Origin of the sequence: Isorropodon fossajaponicum endosymbiont JTNG4 (genome assembly GCF_016592615.1) — a bacterium.
In the GTDB taxonomy this organism is placed as follows: domain Bacteria; phylum Pseudomonadota; class Gammaproteobacteria; order PS1; family Pseudothioglobaceae; genus Ruthia.
Window position 1 is genome coordinate 184,402 of sequence record NZ_AP013043.1, and the last position, 17,313, is coordinate 201,714.

The window sequence follows — 17,313 nt, forward strand, 5'->3', positions numbered from 1 at the left end:
TATTTTTTTCCTTAATTAAATGTTTCAACGAAAATAATTTTAACATCTTCTTGAATGTAGTCATGGGTTTGAATTTCTGCCACTGCCTTGTTCAGTTCACTAGTTTTGGTAAGATTGGTAATGATGGCAATGTGTGCGTTATTTTTCTGGTCAATTTGTTTTTGTATAACAGCCTCTACACTAATGTTATGATTGGCTAAAGTTGCTGTAATATCTGCTAAAACTCCTGGCTTATCAGTAGCCAATAAACGCAAGTAGAAAATGCTTTCAATATCATCAGCGTTGCAATTTGGAATATTTATTAATGATTGCCAGCCCAAAATATCATGATTTACAGTACCTTTGATAATACCAATCAAATCAGCAATAACACTACTCGCCGTTGCTTCAGCACCCGCGCCAGCACCATAATAAAGCGTTTCACCAACTGCATTACCTTTGACCAATATACTGTTCATAACGCCATCAACATTGGACAGTAGATGAGTTTTGGGTACTAAAGTTGGGTGTGCGTGCATTTGTAATTTACCATCTAGTTTTTTAGCAATGCCTAGGTGCTTAATGGTATAACCCAATTCCGTTGCAAAGGCAATATCTTCGCCGCTAATTTTGCTAATACCTTGTGTTGAAACTTGATTAAATTGTAACTCACAGCCAAATGCCATTGAGGCGAGAATGGCTAATTTATGCGCCGCATCAATACCCTCGACATCAAAAGTAGGATCAGCTTCGGCGTAGCCTAGTGCTTGTGCCTCTTTAAGGACATTGCCAAAGTCTCTACCTTTGTTGCGCATTTCAGTTAGGATAAAGTTGCTTGTGCCATTAATAATACCAGCAACTAATTCAATTTGATTAGCACTTAAGCCTTGCTCTACAGATTTTAAAATAGGAATGCCACCAGCAACGGCTGCTTCAAATAAAAGATGCGTGTTGTTATCTTTTGCCAAGGTCAGTAGTTTATTACCATGTATAGCAATTAAAGCCTTGTTAGCAGTGACGACATGTTTGCTATTTTTAATGGCCTGTTCGACCAAATCTTTAGCCACGCCTGTGCCACCCATTAATTCTAAAACGACATCAATGTCATTATTATTAACAATCTCAAACGGGTCTTGAGTGAGTTTGATATGCTCAGTAGGGCAAATACGCGTTTGGGTTGTATCCCTCACAGCCGCATGAGTGACGTTAACACTATCACCAGATCGACGTGTAATTTGTGCTTGGTTTTTGTTTAACACATTCACCACGCCACCACCGACAGTACCTAGCCCTAAAATTCCAATATTCACAAGTAAAATCCCTATCTAATAAAACTAAAGAGGCATTATACCAATAGGATGTTTATATAGCTAGAGTTATTGGACGGAGTGGTGGTTTATTTGTTTAAAACAATCGCTGAACATTTAAGTGGGCGCAAGTATTGATTAGGAATTTTGTGTTGATTATTAAAAAGTACAGGTGCTAGAGCTTTTAGCATGTCTTCATAAATTGGTTTTTTAAAACCAATCACATCTTCAATAGGGCGCCAATAATCTACCCATGCCCAATCATCAAATTCTACTTGTGTATGCGTGTCTAGCTTGATGTTGTTTTCATCTGAGGTAAGGCGCAGTAAAAACCAAACTTGTTTTTGACCAATGCACACAGGTTTTTGTTTACGCTTGATGTGATAATCGGGCAAATCATAACGTAGCCATTTAGGCGTTTTGGCAAGAACACTCACATGTTCAGAGGACAGGCCAATTTCTTCATTAAGTTCTCGAAAAAGTGCATCCAACTCACTTTCACCAAGGCCAATACCACCTTGTGGTAATTGCCAAGAATCTTGTTTAAAGCGTTTGGCTAGAAGTACTTGTTGTTTGTCATTAGTAATAACAATGCCAACATTAGCCCGATAGCCCTCACTATCAATCATACTACTTTACGTCAGTGATTAATCTTCGCCAGAAAACACACCTAGCAACTGCAACAAGCTTAAAAATAAGTTATAAATTGAAATAAACAGGGTTACTGTTGCCATGATGTAATTGGTCTCGCCACCACGGATAATATTTGAAGTTTCAAATAAAATCAAACCACTCATTAGTAAAATAAACGTTGCAGATACGGTTAATGATAATGCTGGCATGGCAAAGAAATAAGCAGCAATTCCTGCTAAAAATGCCACAATAATACCCGCCGTTAAGAAGCCAGATAAAAAGCTAAAATCTTTACCCGAAGTGATGGCATAAAAAGACAGCGATAAAAAGATAAGCCCCGTACCCGTCATTGCCATAGCAATTAGTTCAGAGCCATTTGAAAAAGTAGTTGTATAAGCACCAATAACAGGGCCTAGTGTTAGCCCCATAAAGCCTGTTAATGCAAACACCGCTAAAATCCCGTAGTTCGAATTCTTAAGTTTATTGGTTAAATACAGCAAACCAAAATAACCACCAAGGGTGATTAAAAGACCAAAATGTGGCAGGTTTAAAGACATGGCAAGATAAGCCATTAGCCCACTAAATAATAAGGTTGCAGAAAGTAATTGATAAGTGTTTTTTAAAATGCTATTAATGCTAATGCCACGCGTTTGAGTACTGACGTTTGTATTCATGACTTACTGCCTCGTATTTAAAAGTGTAAAATACAATCATTTTACAGCGAAAATAAACGCATGAAACTGGTTTTAGGCTTAGGAAAAACAGGTTTTTCAATCGCTCGTTTTTTATCAACACAAAATGTTGATTACAAAATTGCTGACAGTCGCACCAATCCACCCTTACTATCTAAATATGCCAGTGCGTTTTTAAAATCCCCCCCCATTCTTGGAGTTTGGACATTAGATTTATTAAAAGAAGTTGATGAAATTTTCATCTCTCCTGGCATTGCCCAAAACGAATCTATTGTCATTTGGGCAAAAGAGCAAAATATTCCCATTGTCAGCGATATAGAACTATTTTCAAGATTTGCAAAAGCACCTATTATTGGTATTACTGGCTCTAATGGCAAATCAACAGTCACACAATTATTAATACAAATGATTGCCAATGCAGGCATGCAAGTTGCTATGGGTGGCAATATTGGCACACCCGCACTGGATTGTTTAAGTGAAAAAGTAGAATATTACGTGTTAGAATTATCCAGTTATCAACTAGATTACAGCCGTCATCTGAATTTAGTAGCAGGTGTTGTGCTTAACATTACTCCTGATCATCTTGACCGGTACCAAAGTTTTAAACATTACACCAATTCTAAATTGAGCCTACATCAACACTGCCAACACTTAGTGATTAATTTAGACGAACCACTCACACTTATAAAAGCAAACGCCAAGTGCTTTGGTATTGGCATGCCAAAGCAAGCAGATGATTTTGGTACAGTCACTTGCCACGACACCTGCTATCTACTCAAAGGTGATGATGTACTAATGAGTATTAATGAAGCGCAGCTAATTGGCGAACACAACACAAGAAACATACTGGCAGCCCTTGCCCTAGGCGACCAAATCAAACTACCAATAACATCTATGGTACAAAGTATTAAAAACTTTAAAGGACTAGAACACCGACTTGAATGGGTAGCAAAAAAACAAAATATTGATTATTACAACGATTCAAAAGCCACCAACGCAATCTCCACCATAACAGCAATCCAAGCTTTAATGCACAAACATCAAAATATCGTATTAATCCTAGGCGGTATTGCCAAACAAGAAGACTACACCCCATTATTTAAACGCATCAATAAAAGCATTACTAGTGTCGTCCTCATAGGGCAAAGCACTCAGCAATTTGAACAAGAAATTAACACCAACACCAGCCACGCCAAAACCATGCAAGATGCGGTTAATATTGCTGGCTCAATGATTAATAATGGTGCAATTCTATTATCTCCAGGGTGTGCTAGTTTTGATATGTTTGATAATTTTGAGCATCGTGGAGAGGTATTTAAAAGAACTATCAAGGATGTAATTTAAAATAATTGTTCAAGGTTGGTTTTATTTGGGTAGAGTGTAACTTTTATCTAAATTTTTTACCTTTTATGCAGCAATTAACTGATTTAAAAGCTATTCTTTATTCCAAGTGTGCCAATATTTATTATTTGGACAAATGCCGGGTCATGCAAAAAGATGGGCGTGTTTTGTATCTCACTGAAGAGCAGGATAACAAGCAATATTGGAATATTCCTATTGCCAATACTACTTGTATTTTACTCGGTGGTGGTACTTCAATCACCCAAGTAGTAGAGCGATGCGAATGCTTGCTCAAGCAGGCGTTTTAGTCGGTTTTAGTGGCTCTGGCGGTACGCCACTACTTATGGCAACACAAATTGAATGGCTCACACCACAAAGTGAATATTGTCCTACTGTATGTGCAAGTATGGATGGGCTTTTGGTTTGATGAAGGCAAGCGATTAAATTTTTTCAAAATCATCCAAACCAAACGCATTGATTTCTTAATAAAAGTCTGGGGTAAGGATAAAGATTTACAAATTGAAGGCCTTGTAGTTAATGATAAATTACTTAACGACTTTAAGCAAAAAATCACCAATGCATCCAGTGTTAACAAACTCCTAACCGATGAAATGTTACTCACCAAAGCCCTTTACAGGCAAGCCGCTACCGCCACTAAAACCACAAAATTTACTAGGAAACACGACAGCACTGATTTAGCCAATGATTTTCTCAATCATGGCAACAGTACTTGGCAAACTCCCATCACTGAGGAGGGCTTAGAAGCAGTTAAAAAACTCTTAAAAACAACAGCCAGTAAAAACACTGCCGTTAGTTGTCATCAATTAAAATCAAGGGCAAGAACGGAATTGCTTTGGGTGGCTGGTAATCAGGATAAATTTAATAATGAAGGGATTGTGGCAGTGAATTATACTGAGCAAGATAAATTTATAGGGGAAATAAATATGAGTGGAATATACGCAAATACTAAAAAACAACCGTTAGATCAACATCTTTTTGCTGTTGGAGTGGTGGCACAAGAAATAATGAATACTTTTTCACCAGATAAGAAGCAATTGCAAAAAGCAAGTTAAACATGCCATTTATTGGCATCATGCCAAGCCAATTCGTAAAGATGATATGTTAGTCAAAGTCAGATGATTTTGAAAAATGTTAATCAGTTGGCAAGTGAATATTTTGATAATGAATTTATTAAGTTTAAACAAGTTTCAGATTTTGATAATGAATTTATTAAGTTTAAACAAGTTTCAGATTTTGATAATGAAATAAAAGGCAAAAAATTACCAGCCTATAAAGCTTATGAAACTGCTGAAAATTTAATAAATTATCAAACACAAATTACAGACAATGCTAGAGAAAATTTAATCAGAACTGCTGTTATTACTGCCGATAGAGTGGTGTCATCTTTAAATTGCGATGAGTTACAAAATTATATTGACAATAAAGAACTGGAAAATTTTGTCAAAGAGCAACTGATCCAAGAATGAGGTTTAAACCAACACATTAAAACTTGTCTTGATGATTTTAACAAAAAATATCTAAGTAGCGAATGCAATAAATCGCAAACTAAAGTTGCCAAAGATTTAGCGGGCGATGAGGTAAATATTGGGGTACTAAACGGACCTGCTGGTTGTGACAAAACTAAAATTGCTTTGGAATGGGCGTTAAATGTATCTGCCAAATGCCACAGTGGAAATTTACACGGGTGAATTTAAATACAACAATAAAACAAAGGAATTAAGCGAACAAGACTACTTTACAGGTGGTATTGTGTTAACAACTATTGACCAAATTATTAATGGCATTACCACTCATAGAAACATTAGTACACTAACGCGTTTTATGAATGCAACCGTAGTGTTTGATGAGTTTCACGAATACGTACCAATGGCAGGATTTAATATTTTGGAAGATGAAAGCAACCCACTTTACCAACAAGTGGATAAAAATACTTTCGTGATTAGCAATACTGCCACCACTGTTCAAAAAAGTTTTATTGATAATCAAGAGAAAGAAAATGGACTTTTAACCCACGCTAAATTTACACTCAATGATAGAAAAAATGTTTTTAAAAAGTCATTGATTGTTTTAAACAAAATGGCTCACATAACTTTGATGTTTTACGTAGTGGTCCGATACAAAGTTTAAATTGGCTTGGTGGTTTGTCAGGTTATTGTAAAGTGAGTGATATTCTGCCTGTGCCTGATAAAGTTAAAAGCTATCAAACCACCTCGCGTATTCGCCAAACAATGAGCGATGCTAAACTTAAAAAACGCATTGAATACCAACAAGAAAAAGGCGTTTTAAAAACTGGCGATGAAGTAAAGGTGTACATTAAGCAGTATAAAAATAAAATGTTTGTAACAAGTTTGAACAATCCGTATTTAGAATTACAAAGCATCTCGACGGCGAATAGATATCGGCTTTATATTCAATTTAGCGATTTGCAAAAAGAGGCAATAAGTGGGAAATTTAATCGTTTTGGATTAAGCAAAATTGCTACCGTGTCTATTTTTTAACCATTCATTTGGTTACTCTTTAAAAATTCGTTAAAAATCAAAGTATTACAATAACGATAAAAATCATTAGTAAAAATATTAATATCGGCTTAAATTGTTGTTGTAACACTACCTTTTTAAATTGAAATACTATTCACCACTACACAGGTGGCTTACAAAAGACTTTGGTATGAGTATTATTGATTAATAAATGCACTTGCTTGAGTGGGGTTTGAGATTTTTAAGGTTAAGGCGTCCTCTTCACTTTTCAGCCAAGTGCTTTGGCGTTTGCATAGTTGGCGGGTGGCGATGATGGATTTTTCTATCATTTCTGCTTTGCCTATTTCGCCGTTTAAATATTGCCATGCTTGGCGGTAGCCGACACAGCGGATGGCAGGTAGATTTTCGTGGAGGTTTGGGTTTTGTTTTAGGGTTTTTACTTCGTCTAAAAAGCCGTGTTCTATCATTGATAAAAAACGTTTTTCAATGCGTTGATGTAGCTCGCCTCGTTCGGGCATGAGGATGATTTTTTTAATAGGGTGATTAATAATGGGTTTTTTGTTGCCTTGTAATTCGCTGAGTGTTTTGCCACTTAGGTCAAATACTTCCAGTGCGCGCGTGATTCTTTGCGTGTCATTTGGGTGGATTCTATTGGCGGCTTGAGGGTCTATTTTTTTAAGGTCTTGATGTAGTGCAATTGTGCCTTTACTTTTAAGTAATTGGTTGAATTTTTCTTTGGATTTGGGGTTTGATTCTGGTAATTTTGATAGTCCGTGTTCCAATGCGTGAAAATAAAATGATGTGCCACCTACTAAAATGGGCAACTCGTTATTGGCAAAAGCGGTTTTGATTTGTGTATTAGCATCGCGAGTAAAGTCAAAGGCTGAGTATGAATCTTCTGGATTGCAAGTATCAATTAAGCGATGAGGGTATTTTTTTAAGATTGCTTTGCCTGGTTTGGCAGTGCCAATGTCCATGCCTTTGTAAATAAGGGCGGAGTCAACGCTAATGAGTCGAGTTTTGAATTGTTGGCTTAATTGAATGGCTAAATCAGTTTTACCTGAGGCGGTAGGGCCCATTAAAAATATCACGGTTTTGTTGATTTGAATTGGCATAAAAAAGCTTTTAATTACTAGGTATTAATAGAACGCAACCTACATTATAATATCAGCACAAAATTTATTAGACACAAACACATGTTTACAATTGAAAATCAAGTCAGTGGTAGAGTTTTCCAAACTGAGGGTAAAGATAATATTCTAAATGATGCATTGGCTCATGGGTTAAATTTTCCTTATGGTTGTCAGAAAGGTTTTTGTGGTAAATGCAAGGCGACTATTATTGAAGGCGAGGTTGATTATGAAGGTGAGGTGCCTTCTGGCATCACTCCAGAAGAAGTGGCAGAAGGTATGGTTTTATTGTGCCAATGCAGGGCTAAATCTGATGTTGCTTTGGTGGTGGCTGAGTTAGACAGCGTTGCAGATTTTGAGGTGAGAACTTTGCCTTGTAAAGTGCAAAGTATCAAGCGTCTTAATCATGATGTGGCACAAGTGTTTTTAAAGATTCCTAGTTCTGAATCGTTGCAATATTTAGCAGGGCAGTATATCGATTTAATCCATCCTGATTTTGAGCCTTGTGCTTTTTCTATTGCCAATGCGCCTAGTAATACTAGTTTGATTGAGCTCCATGTGCGTTTAATTGAAGATGGTAAATTTACCAACTTTGTCTTTAATGAGTTGCAAGAGAAGTCACTGCTTAAAATTGAAGGCCCTAAGGGGGATTTTTATTTTAGAGAGAAAAGCGAAAAACCCATTATTTTAGTAGCAGGTGGTACGGGTTTTGGCCCTGTGAAAGCGATGGTTGAACATGCAATTGAAACTAAATCTAGGCGAATAATCCATATTTATTGGGGTGTAAGAGATGAGCAAGACTTGTATACTGATTTGCCTAAGCAGTGGGCTAAAAGCCATGAAAACATTAGTTTTACTCCTGTATTATCACAAGCGAATAGTGCTTGGAAAGGAAGAACAGGCTATGTGAACGAAAGCGTGTTGGCTGATTTCGAGCATTTAGTAGATTATGAAGTTTATGCTTGTGGTCCGCCAGCAATGGTTAGAGCCGCAGCAGATACATTTGTGAAGCGAGGCATACTTAAAGAAGATTTCTTTTCTGATGCTTTTGAATTTGCCTTTGAGGGTAGTACGTTATGAGTAATATGCAACAACATTTAACCGAACAATTAAAAACAGCACTAAGCCCAAGTCATCTTGAGGTGATTAACGAGTCTCATAATCATTCTGGCCCTGCCAGTGAATCCCATTTTAAATTAATTGTCGTGAGTGATTATTTTAACGATTTAAAACTAATTGAAAGACATCGCTTTATTAACCAATTATTTAAAGAAGAGATGAGCCATATTCATGCATTGGCAATGCACACTTATACGCCTGATGAGTGGCAGATGAAAAATGGCGCACCAGATTCGCCTAAGTGTGCAGGTGGTTTAAAATCTTAAAGTTTTTTAAACGGTTTTTATATCTTTCATTTTTGCTGTTTACTGCTTGTGAGGGTACGACAGTTTCAACGATTGTTGTAAAAGTAGCGCCAAAACCAGTTCAAATTAATACTAGCGACTTGGTTGTTGAAAAAGACCTCTGGCGTTATATTGCTAATCGCTATACGTTAAACGCACCTAGTCAAAAAGAATTGTTCTGGCATATTGACTGGTTTAAAAAAAATCCTGATTATTTAATTCGTGTTACCAAGCGTGCACAACCTTATTTGCATTTAGTGAAAACAGAAGTAGAGCGTGCTGGATTGCCCATTGAAATTGCCTTGTTGCCCATTGTTGAGTCGGCTTATTATCCATTTTCTTATTCGCATGGCACAGCTTCAGGTTTGTGGCAGTTTATTCCTTCGACTGGAAAGCTATACGGCTTGCAAAACAACTGGTGGTATGATGCACGTCGTGATGTACTGGCCTCAACTAAGGCGGCTGTTAGATATTTGAAAAATCTTAACAAACTATTTAAGGGGGATTGGCTATTGGCAATTGCTGCTTATAATTCAGGTCCTGGACGCGTACAAAAAGCCATTGCTAAAAACAAACAACAAGGCAGGCCAACTGATTTTTGGCATCTGGACTTGCCAAAAGAAACCAGAGGTTATGTGCCAAGATTGTTGGCAGTGGCGCAACTCATTAAGCATCCTGAAAGATACGGGCAAATAATCACAACAGTCAGTAATACACCTCAAGTGCAAGCCATTAAGCTTAATTCGCAATTTGATTTGGCATTAATTTCTGAGTGGACAGGGCTAGATTTAGAGCAATTGTATACTTTAAATCCAGGGCTTAAACGTTGGGCAACGCCGAGTAAGGGAAGTTATAATTTATTATTGCCGATTGACACAATCGCAACTTTTAAAAAGAATTTAGCCAAACATCCTAAAGAGGCTAGAGTGAAATGGGTGCGTCATCAAATTAATCAAGGTGATAGTTTAAGCAAGATTGCTCATCAATTCAACACTACAATAAGCCAAATTAAGAGTGTGAATGATTTGCATGGCAATGTGGTTAGAGTAGGCAAGTATTTGATTGTACCAATTCCACAAAAAAATGCCCAGTATTATTCATTGTCAGAAGTGCAAAGAGAAGCACAAAGAATGAATGCAGAAAAAACAGGTGTTAGAGTCATTCATACTGTTGTTAGTGGCGACAGTTTATGGAGTATTGCCAGACAATACAATACCCATGTAGATAGCATCGTAAAGTGGAACCATATTACCAAAACCAAGCCACTTCAAGTGGGCAAAAAATTGGTATTATGGCAGCCCAATTCAACCAAACCTAAAGATTTATCAAAGCTAGTCAATGTGGGTATAAATATTGATAGAAAGATTACCTATTACGTTAAAAGTGGTGATAATTTATCCATCATTGCGCATAAGTTTGGCGTGCGGATTGGTCAGCTTAAAAAATGGAATCAATTGACGGGCAAAAAACCACTACAGCTTAAACAAAAATTAACCATCATTGTTAACGTTGTTAACTCTAATATGAAATAAAAATATGAACGCACTACCGATTAATAAAATAATGCTAGCAAGTGTTGCCTTTGCACTTATGAATTGGAAAAAAATACTAGAAATTTCTATTCTGCCAGTATTAATCTCCATTCCTTTTTTAGCAATTTTGCCTGATACACTTAACATAATGAACAGCGTTTTTAGCAACAAGGAAGTTGCTGATATTCAGTTGCCTGATAATATGATGATATATTTATCGCTGTTTTTTTATGGCTATTTAACGCTTTCAATCAATGTGTATCGTCTGGTTATTTTGGGTCAAAATAGCGTTTCTGGGATTGTGCCAGTGCTTAATTTTAATAAAATTATCCACTTTGTTGGTTTAACGCTATTTATTGGCTTGGTAACCATGGCGCCAGTGATTATCAGTGGTATTGCTTTTTTGCAGTTAATTATGTATTTTTTGGTGATTCCAATCACCTTAAATTTTATTAACATTGCTATTGATCAGCCTTCAAAATACAAATGGAATTTGAATTTCATCTCTCAAGCTAACTTGTTCTTTTTACAGATTGTTTTGCCAGCATTAGCGGGTATGATTTTTTCATTCCTTGTATCACTAATTGGACTCCCTGATATACTGGGGTGGGTAGTTAAAGCCATTGTGTTTTACTGGACATTGATTAGCTTGGCATTGTGCTATCAACTTGTTGTTAAACAAAATGCTAAAACTTAAGGCTAAATCCTTTAGCGTAGCGCATATCAAATGTAGCGCGATTGAGTTTAGCACGTGCAATCGATTGTCTTAATTTTTTATAGACTTTAACAAAATTCTTAAGTCGTTTTTTCTGTTTTTGATAGCCTAATATGACTTTAATATTAGGCTTAATAAAAAGAGTATCAATATTAGTTTTAAAAATGGATGTAATGACCATTGGCTTGATAATGGCTTGGTAGGTTTGGTAATCATCAAACAGGGTTTTTACAATGTCTTTATCATGTGCTGAAGTGGCAATAATGGCATTTGATTTGATGATTTTATTCGGTGTAAATAGTTCGCCCTTGGTGGAGATGTAGCCTTGGCAAGTCTGTGTTTTAGCATCATTCGGGCAGTCTTTGTTTTTCCAGCGCATGCTGATTTGCTGCGCACTGATTTTGATGTTGATAAAATTCCAAAAAAGACGACTTACTTTTGCATTTGCGACCCACGGATGGCGCTCTAATTCGTGCTTAATTTCGTGTAAATTTAGTTGGTATGTTTCAGTGATTAAGGGAAATATACGTCGTTTTAATACTTGCTGTGTGATTGGAAGGTTTTTATCAATTTCCCAATTAATATCAACTTTTAAGAACTTGCTTAGATGGGTATTTTGTACACCACATGTAATGAGCCCTAATAAAATAATAATAGATAATAGTTTGAATATGGGCTGATAAATAGACTTTTTACGCCTATTTCTACGCTTATATTTCATCAAGAATTGCCACGACCAGTTGATTAAAATTCATGCCCATTGCTTTTGCTGCCATGGGTACTAATGAGTGCGATGTCATACCTGGAACGGTATTAATCTCTAATAAATACGGTTTATTGTGTTGATTAATAATGAAATCTCCTCGCCCCCATCCTTTGGCATTAATAGCAAAAAATGCTTTAAGTGCAATAGCTTGTAATGCTTTCTCTTGAGATGGGCTTAAGTCACAAGGGCATAAGTATTGGGTCTCATTTGAGTGGTATTTTGATTCATAATCGTAAAAACCTTGATCAGTTATAATTTTCACAACGGGCAAAGCTTTATCGCCCAAAATTGCCACTGTGTATTCATCACCTTCAATCCATTGCTCAACTAAAGCATGTGGGTTATATTGCCAAGCAAGCGTTAATGCCTCATTTAATTGCGTTTGACTATCAACTTTACTAATACCAATGCTAGAGCCTTCTAAGGTAGGCTTAACCGCCCAAGGTAGGGGAAAGTCAATGGGCTTAACGGGTTGATTAATACTTGCAACAATAGAGGGTGCAAGCATGAGGTTATGCTGCTTCCAAATCATTTTAGTGCGCGCCTTGTCCATGCCATTATGGCTGGCATTTGAATCAGACCCTGTGTAGCGAATACCTCGGTTTTCTAGTTGTTTTTGAATATAGCCGTCTTCACCACCACGACCATGTAGAACAATAAAGGCTTGGTCAAACTCTTGCTGCCAAAGTTTTGATAAGTTATCTTTGTGCCAGTCAAATTTAAAGCAATCAATATTTTGATTGTTAAGTGCTTGATAAACAGCTTCACCACCCTTAAGAGAAACCGCTCTTTCTGCTGAATTTCCACCCATTAGCACTGCAATCATTTAATCACCACCTCTAATTCTAAATCAATATTAAAGTTTGATTTTACGGTCTGTTGAATGTGGGTAATTAGATTTATAATGTCAGCGCTACTGGCTTTATTTTGGTTGATGATAAAATTAGCGTGTTTGTTTGATACACAAGCACCACCTATACAAACGCCTTTTAATTGGCTTTGTTCAATCAGTTTTGCTGCAAAATTATTTTCTGGATTTTTAAACACACTGCCACAACTTGCCTTGCCAATTGGCTGGTGTTGATTGCGCTTATCCAGTAATTGCTTGATATCTTGTTGAGGTTCTTTTTGGTTAAATACCAATGTCGCATCAATAAAGTATTCATTGGCGTACTGAGCATGAACATGTCGATACCCAATATCAAAATCATCTTTTGTGCGTTTAGATATAACACCTGATTGGTTAATGGTGGTCACATTAACAACGTATTGCCAGAACTCAGAACCAAATGTACCTGCATTCATCATCAGTGCGCCACCAACAGTACCTGGAATGGCAGACAAGAACTCACCACCGTATAAATGGTTTGCACGGCACAATCTGGATAGTTTTGCTAGTGTTGTACCTGCCTCAACCCAAAGCGTGTTTTTTTTAATTTTTGTTTGTTTTAAGTTGCTTAATTTTATTACTACACCTTTAAAACCTTGGTCGTGCACAATTAAATTACTACCCAATCCTAAAAATAATAATGGTTTGGTATTGGTTTTTAGAAAATTAGATAAATCAGTGACATCATCGGGGATAAAAAAATCTCGTGCTAATCCGCCTGTTCTAAATGAACAGTACAAACTCATAGGTTCGTTATGCAATAGCAAATTAGTTATCCTTAAGTATAGTTGGATTTTAGCAAATCAGGCAGAGTGTGAATATCGCCTGCACCTAGAGTTAATAATACATCGTTGTTATTAACAATGTTAGGTAGCACAGTTAAAATTTCTTGTGGATTTTTTATCACCACTGGATCTAAGCCAGAGCGCTTTCTAATAGCATCAGCCAAGGTGGAAGAATTAATACGGGCAATGGGTTTTTCTTGGGCTGGATATATGCCTAGCAATATGAGTGCATCGGCGCCACTGAGCGTGCGAGCAAAATCATCAAATAAATCACGCGTACGAGAGTAGCGGTGTGGTTGGAAAATAACCACCAAACGTCTGTCTTGATAAGTGTCTTTAAGAGACTCGAACACAGCACTAATTTCTTTTGGATGATGGCCATAATCATCAAACAAAGACACTTGGGCATTGTTGATATTTAATTTTCCATGATGGTCAAGTCGTCTAGCAACACCAGAAAAATTGGCCAATGCTTTTTGAATGGTGCTAATTTTAATATCAAGCTCACAGCAAATGCCAATGGCTGCTAATGTATTAAGAATATTGTGCCTGCCAATTAGATTTAGCTTGACAGGAAATGGCTTTGTATATTTGTCATAAATAACATCAAAGTGCATTTGCATACTCACTTGTTTGACGTTAATGGCTTGAATATCAGCACCATCATTAAAACCATACGTGATTAGTGGACGATGAATATCGTTTAATATCTCGTTCACGCCATCATCATCTGTACACATGACACAAGCGCCATAAAATGGCAAATTAGCACTAAATCTAACAAAGGCATCTTTTAAGTTTTGGTAATCATTGCCATAAGTTGCCATATGATCATAGTCAATATTAGTAATCACACTTAGCATGGGTTGTAAGTGCAAGAATGAAGCATCAGATTCATCCGCCTCAGCAATTAAATAGTCACTCTCACCCAATTTGGCATTAATCCCGCTTGAATTTAATATCCCCCCAATAATATAGGTTGGGTCAAGCTCAGCCACATTGAGTATGTGAGTGATAATACTGGTAGTTGTTGTCTTTCCATGAGTACCTGCAATTGCAATGCCAAATCTAAAACGCATTAATTCTGCCAACATTTCTGCGCGAGGCACAACTGGAATGTTAAGCAGATATGCTTCAATCACCTCTGGATTGTTATTCTTAATCGCACTAGAAACTACCACTACTTGCGCATTTTTTATGTTATCTTGATGGTGCTTATGATAAATTTGACACCCCATTTCTTTTAATCTATCAGTAGCTTGGTTTTGGCTAATGTCCGAGCCAGACACGTCATAACCAAGATTATGCAACACCTCGGCAATGCCACTCATACCTGAACCGCCAATACCAACAAAATGAATATTATTCATTCTAGATTTAAACACTATACGCAAATCTTTCATTATTTTGTCACCGTAATAATACTAAGAACTTGAATGCTATTACCTTTGCCAAATTCAGTTAGTCCCTCGCCAGTAGTGGCAGTAATGCCCACATCTTCGGGTGTAATATCCAGCAATTTAGAAATACTAAACTTCATTTTTTCAATCATGGGAGAAATTTTAGGATGTAAACACTCAATAGAAATGGCAATATGTTGAATATTCCAACTGCTCAAATCATTAAATGCCAATTTCAAATACTCAGCACTATCAGTCACACCTTGCTTGTATAAAGCATCTGCTTTAGCACCCAATACGTTAACGCCAGTAATAGAAGAAATTGCATTTGTGATTGAATGCAAAATTACATCACCATCACTATTAGCATCAAGACCTTTTGGATAATCAAACACAACACCTGCCAAAATAAGTGGCTTATTCGTATCACAAAATGCGTGGGAGTCTTGTCCTAGTCCAGTTTTGATTTTCATTGCTAGATGCATATTTTTTTGTCAAAGCTTTATTTTAATGTTTTATGATTAAGATTTAACCTTTTAATTTTTAAAAGTTAATCAACGGTATCAAATCCCAAAATACACCATCAATCAAGTCTCTGAAACTCACTAAATGCCATTTTACTAAGGATACTCCTGACTAAACCCAACACAAATCAGTACAATCTACCACTAGTTTTAAAAATACTTCCAATCAAAGGAGTATCCAATGCCACAAAATCTAGCAACAAGCACATTCAAAAATACCCTCCCCCGAGTCTTCTCTAAGCCCTAAACCCCTCAAAACCCACTGCCGCTTGTCAAAATATCATTACCATTGGTACCTATTAGGTGTAAATCAGCATCTCTTGCTAAAGCTTGTAGTAGTTGATTGCCAGTTTCATCACCTGCTTGTTCTAGTACTGGTTGCAATGCTCTAACCTACTTGGACACATTTCAAGCCGCTTTTTTCAATTCAGCCATCTTTTGAGCAGGTGTTAAATACCCAATCGCTGAATGAATCCTTTTGTAATTATACAAGTAGATATAACCCTCTACATTTTGCACGACTTCACTATGATTTGCAAAACTTTGATAATTTAATCTCTCAGTCTTCAGACTTCTAAAGAAACGCTCCATGACCGCATTATCCCAACAATTACCTCGCCTGCTCATGCTTTGAGTAATGTTGTTCTTGTTGCAATAATCAATAAAAACTTTAGAAGAGTATTGAGTCCCTTGATCAGAGTGAAACATGTGTTTATTTGTATTGGGCTGGTGTCTAGACACCAGCATTACTAAGCGCATCCTTTGCCAACTGAGCATTAGGCTGTTTTGACAATGCCCAACCAACAACTTGTCTTGAGCCTAAATCCAACACACTGGCTAAATAACTCCCACCTTGATAGGTTTTGATATAGGTAATATCACCAACCCAATGCGTATTAATTGATTGCTGCTCAAACACACGATTTAATAGGTTTTTTGCCTTTTTAAACATCAATCTAGTATTAGGGTAATAATGACGCTTTCTTGGGCGTATGGCAACTACATTGGCTTTTTTCATTAGCGTTGCAGTTTGGTAAATACCAATGTTATAACCTTGGTTATTCAAAACTACTCGCATTCTGCGTTTGCCATAGGTGTATCCAACTTCAATAGCAGTTTGTTTGATTAATTTAATCATAGCGTTGGTGTTGTTGTTTACTCGCTTATCTTTGACTTGATAGTAATAACTACTGTGAGGAAGTTTGAGTAATGCTCATAATTCTTTAGTATTGTATTGTTGGCAAGCCTTGTTTATCTTGATAATCATATCACTTGGTGATTGTCCACAGCGAACAAGGCTGTTGCCTTTTTTAAGATTTCATTGTCCCTTTGTGCGCGCCAAAGTTGTTTCTCAAGCAGTTGTATTGTTTGTTGTTCAGAAGTCAGCGCTTTGCCTGACTCTGGTGTTTGTCCACCAAGCTCTGCTAGGTATTGTTTTCTCCATCTGCTAACTGCTGAGGAGCAAGCTCCTGATATTATCATGATTTTTTTTATTGGTGTAATTCTCATGCACCATGAGTTTGGCATAATCTAGTGTTTCCCCCTCAAGGGGGTATTGAACAGAATGTTCAACGGTAAAAGTCACTCGTTGTTTTCTTGATTTATATTGTGTCATTACTGACCTCCTTATGGTTTGTATTATAAGGCTATCTTTGTGTCCAATAAAATTAGACTATTGCAGTATTGTGCTACTCATGTTCTTTCTCCTTTTTGGGGATT

Annotated in this window: 18 protein-coding genes and 3 pseudogenes; 10 read left to right on the forward strand and 11 right to left on the reverse strand. The window is 36.8% G+C overall.

Going from position 1 to position 17,313, the window contains the following annotated elements:
- Positions 1-11 precede the first annotated feature (11 nt).
- The 3 genes from CVFO_RS01035 to CVFO_RS01045 all read right to left on the reverse strand — a co-directional run bounded on the left by CVFO_RS01035 (position 12) and on the right by CVFO_RS01045 (position 2,593).
- Entirely contained in the window at positions 12-1,289 is a 1,278-nt protein-coding gene (locus tag CVFO_RS01035; protein WP_425352110.1) for a homoserine dehydrogenase, read from the reverse strand.
- A gap of 86 nt (positions 1,290-1,375) precedes the next feature.
- Complete coding sequence (locus CVFO_RS01040) at positions 1,376-1,915, reverse strand: RNA pyrophosphohydrolase (protein WP_201339749.1); 540 nt, start codon at positions 1,913-1,915, stop codon at positions 1,376-1,378.
- 18 nt (positions 1,916-1,933) lie between these two features.
- Positions 1,934-2,593, reverse strand: a complete 660-nt coding sequence (locus CVFO_RS01045) for a Bax inhibitor-1/YccA family protein (RefSeq protein ID WP_201339750.1) — start codon at positions 2,591-2,593, stop codon at positions 1,934-1,936.
- A 60-nt stretch (positions 2,594-2,653) separates the two neighbouring features.
- Here CVFO_RS01045 and murD point away from each other — a divergent pair, with 60 nt between their 5' ends.
- The 6 genes and pseudogenes from murD (at position 2,654) to cas6f (ending at position 6,471) form a co-directional block, all read left to right on the forward strand.
- The gene (gene murD, locus CVFO_RS01050; RefSeq protein WP_201339751.1) at positions 2,654-3,955 is read left to right on the forward strand and encodes a UDP-N-acetylmuramoyl-L-alanine--D-glutamate ligase; all 1,302 of its coding nucleotides are present in this window, start codon (positions 2,654-2,656) and stop codon (positions 3,953-3,955) included.
- A gap of 65 nt (positions 3,956-4,020) precedes the next feature.
- Positions 4,021-4,677: pseudogene (gene cas1f, locus CVFO_RS08710) on the forward strand (type I-F CRISPR-associated endonuclease Cas1f); the annotation flags it as partial.
- A 3-nt stretch (positions 4,678-4,680) separates the two neighbouring features.
- A pseudogene (locus tag CVFO_RS09210) lies at positions 4,681-5,025 on the forward strand (CRISPR-associated endonuclease Cas3''); the annotation flags it as partial.
- 69 nt (positions 5,026-5,094) lie between these two features.
- Positions 5,095-5,439, forward strand: a complete 345-nt coding sequence (locus CVFO_RS01070) for a hypothetical protein (RefSeq protein ID WP_201339755.1) — start codon at positions 5,095-5,097, stop codon at positions 5,437-5,439.
- A 202-nt stretch (positions 5,440-5,641) separates the two neighbouring features.
- Positions 5,642-6,100, forward strand: a complete 459-nt coding sequence (locus CVFO_RS01075) for a DEAD/DEAH box helicase family protein (RefSeq protein WP_201339756.1) — start codon at positions 5,642-5,644, stop codon at positions 6,098-6,100.
- A gap of 32 nt (positions 6,101-6,132) precedes the next feature.
- Entirely contained in the window at positions 6,133-6,471 is a 339-nt protein-coding gene (gene cas6f, locus CVFO_RS01080; protein ID WP_245394588.1) for a type I-F CRISPR-associated endoribonuclease Cas6/Csy4, read from the forward strand.
- A 176-nt stretch (positions 6,472-6,647) separates the two neighbouring features.
- On the opposite strand, the gene miaA is transcribed toward cas6f, so the two are convergent.
- Positions 6,648-7,565, reverse strand: a complete 918-nt coding sequence (gene miaA, locus CVFO_RS01085) for a tRNA (adenosine(37)-N6)-dimethylallyltransferase MiaA (protein WP_201339758.1) — start codon at positions 7,563-7,565, stop codon at positions 6,648-6,650.
- An 81-nt stretch (positions 7,566-7,646) separates the two neighbouring features.
- Here miaA and CVFO_RS01090 point away from each other — a divergent pair, with 81 nt between their 5' ends.
- The 4 genes from CVFO_RS01090 to CVFO_RS01105 are packed head-to-tail and all read left to right on the forward strand — an operon-like array spanning position 7,647 to position 11,212.
- Positions 7,647-8,660 carry a CDP-6-deoxy-delta-3,4-glucoseen reductase gene (locus CVFO_RS01090; protein ID WP_201339759.1) on the forward strand — a complete coding sequence of 338 codons (1,014 nt, stop codon included), beginning with the start codon at positions 7,647-7,649 and terminating at the stop codon, positions 8,658-8,660.
- A complete protein-coding gene (locus CVFO_RS01095; protein ID WP_201339760.1) occupies positions 8,657-8,965 on the forward strand; it encodes a BolA family protein in 309 nt (102 codons plus the stop codon). The genes CVFO_RS01090 and CVFO_RS01095 overlap by 4 nt, the downstream gene beginning before the upstream one ends.
- A gap of 32 nt (positions 8,966-8,997) precedes the next feature.
- Complete coding sequence (locus CVFO_RS01100) at positions 8,998-10,515, forward strand: lytic transglycosylase (RefSeq protein ID WP_225879290.1); 1,518 nt, start codon at positions 8,998-9,000, stop codon at positions 10,513-10,515.
- Between the two features lie 4 nt (positions 10,516-10,519).
- Positions 10,520-11,212 (forward strand): hypothetical protein, encoded by a 693-nt coding sequence (locus CVFO_RS01105; protein ID WP_201339762.1) that lies wholly within the window; start codon positions 10,520-10,522, stop codon positions 11,210-11,212.
- On the opposite strand, the gene CVFO_RS01110 is transcribed toward CVFO_RS01105, so the two are convergent.
- The 7 genes and pseudogenes from CVFO_RS01110 to CVFO_RS01135 all read right to left on the reverse strand — a co-directional run bounded on the left by CVFO_RS01110 (position 11,202) and on the right by CVFO_RS01135 (position 17,110).
- The gene (locus tag CVFO_RS01110; RefSeq protein ID WP_201339763.1) at positions 11,202-11,951 is read right to left on the reverse strand and encodes a cell division protein FtsQ/DivIB; all 750 of its coding nucleotides are present in this window, start codon (positions 11,949-11,951) and stop codon (positions 11,202-11,204) included. The genes CVFO_RS01105 and CVFO_RS01110 overlap by 11 nt on opposite strands.
- Positions 11,941-12,822: a D-alanine--D-alanine ligase gene (locus tag CVFO_RS01115; RefSeq protein ID WP_201339764.1), complete on the reverse strand. Its 882-nt coding sequence runs from the start codon at positions 12,820-12,822 to the stop codon at positions 11,941-11,943. Before CVFO_RS01115 ends, CVFO_RS01110 begins: the two co-directional genes overlap by 11 nt.
- Complete coding sequence (gene murB, locus CVFO_RS01120; protein WP_201339765.1) at positions 12,819-13,652, reverse strand: UDP-N-acetylmuramate dehydrogenase; 834 nt, start codon at positions 13,650-13,652, stop codon at positions 12,819-12,821. Before murB ends, CVFO_RS01115 begins: the two co-directional genes overlap by 4 nt.
- An 11-nt stretch (positions 13,653-13,663) precedes the next feature.
- Complete coding sequence (gene murC / locus CVFO_RS01125; RefSeq protein ID WP_201339766.1) at positions 13,664-15,073, reverse strand: UDP-N-acetylmuramate--L-alanine ligase; 1,410 nt, start codon at positions 15,071-15,073, stop codon at positions 13,664-13,666.
- Entirely contained in the window at positions 15,073-15,543 is a 471-nt protein-coding gene (ispF, locus tag CVFO_RS01130) for a 2-C-methyl-D-erythritol 2,4-cyclodiphosphate synthase (protein WP_201339767.1), read from the reverse strand. The genes murC and ispF overlap by 1 nt, the downstream gene beginning before the upstream one ends.
- Before the next feature lie 303 nt (positions 15,544-15,846).
- Positions 15,847-15,978 carry a hypothetical protein gene (locus tag CVFO_RS09080; RefSeq protein ID WP_281064407.1) on the reverse strand — a complete coding sequence of 44 codons (132 nt, stop codon included), beginning with the start codon at positions 15,976-15,978 and terminating at the stop codon, positions 15,847-15,849.
- 24 nt (positions 15,979-16,002) lie between these two features.
- Positions 16,003-17,110, reverse strand: a pseudogene (locus tag CVFO_RS01135) (IS3 family transposase).
- Positions 17,111-17,313: the final 203 nt, after the last annotated feature.

What these genes read in the sequence shown, in the direction of transcription:
- miaA (WP_201339758.1), bottom strand. Translation starts at nt 7,565, where the DNA reads ATGCCAATTCAAATCAACAAAACCGTGATATTTTTAATGGGCCCTACC.
- CVFO_RS01045 (WP_201339750.1), bottom strand. Translation starts at nt 2,593, where the DNA reads ATGAATACAAACGTCAGTACTCAAACGCGTGGCATTAGCATTAATAGC.
- CVFO_RS01115 (WP_201339764.1), bottom strand. Translation starts at nt 12,822, where the DNA reads ATGATTGCAGTGCTAATGGGTGGAAATTCAGCAGAAAGAGCGGTTTCT.
- ispF (WP_201339767.1), bottom strand. Translation starts at nt 15,543, where the DNA reads ATGAAAATCAAAACTGGACTAGGACAAGACTCCCACGCATTTTGTGAT.
- murD (WP_201339751.1), top strand. Translation starts at nt 2,654, where the DNA reads ATGAAACTGGTTTTAGGCTTAGGAAAAACAGGTTTTTCAATCGCTCGT.
- CVFO_RS01105 (WP_201339762.1), top strand. Translation starts at nt 10,520, where the DNA reads ATGAACGCACTACCGATTAATAAAATAATGCTAGCAAGTGTTGCCTTT.
- CVFO_RS01040 (WP_201339749.1), bottom strand. Translation starts at nt 1,915, where the DNA reads ATGATTGATAGTGAGGGCTATCGGGCTAATGTTGGCATTGTTATTACT.
- CVFO_RS01095 (WP_201339760.1), top strand. Translation starts at nt 8,657, where the DNA reads ATGAGTAATATGCAACAACATTTAACCGAACAATTAAAAACAGCACTA.
- murC (WP_201339766.1), bottom strand. Translation starts at nt 15,073, where the DNA reads ATGAAAGATTTGCGTATAGTGTTTAAATCTAGAATGAATAATATTCAT.
- CVFO_RS01090 (WP_201339759.1), top strand. Translation starts at nt 7,647, where the DNA reads ATGTTTACAATTGAAAATCAAGTCAGTGGTAGAGTTTTCCAAACTGAG.
- CVFO_RS01110 (WP_201339763.1), bottom strand. Translation starts at nt 11,951, where the DNA reads ATGAAATATAAGCGTAGAAATAGGCGTAAAAAGTCTATTTATCAGCCC.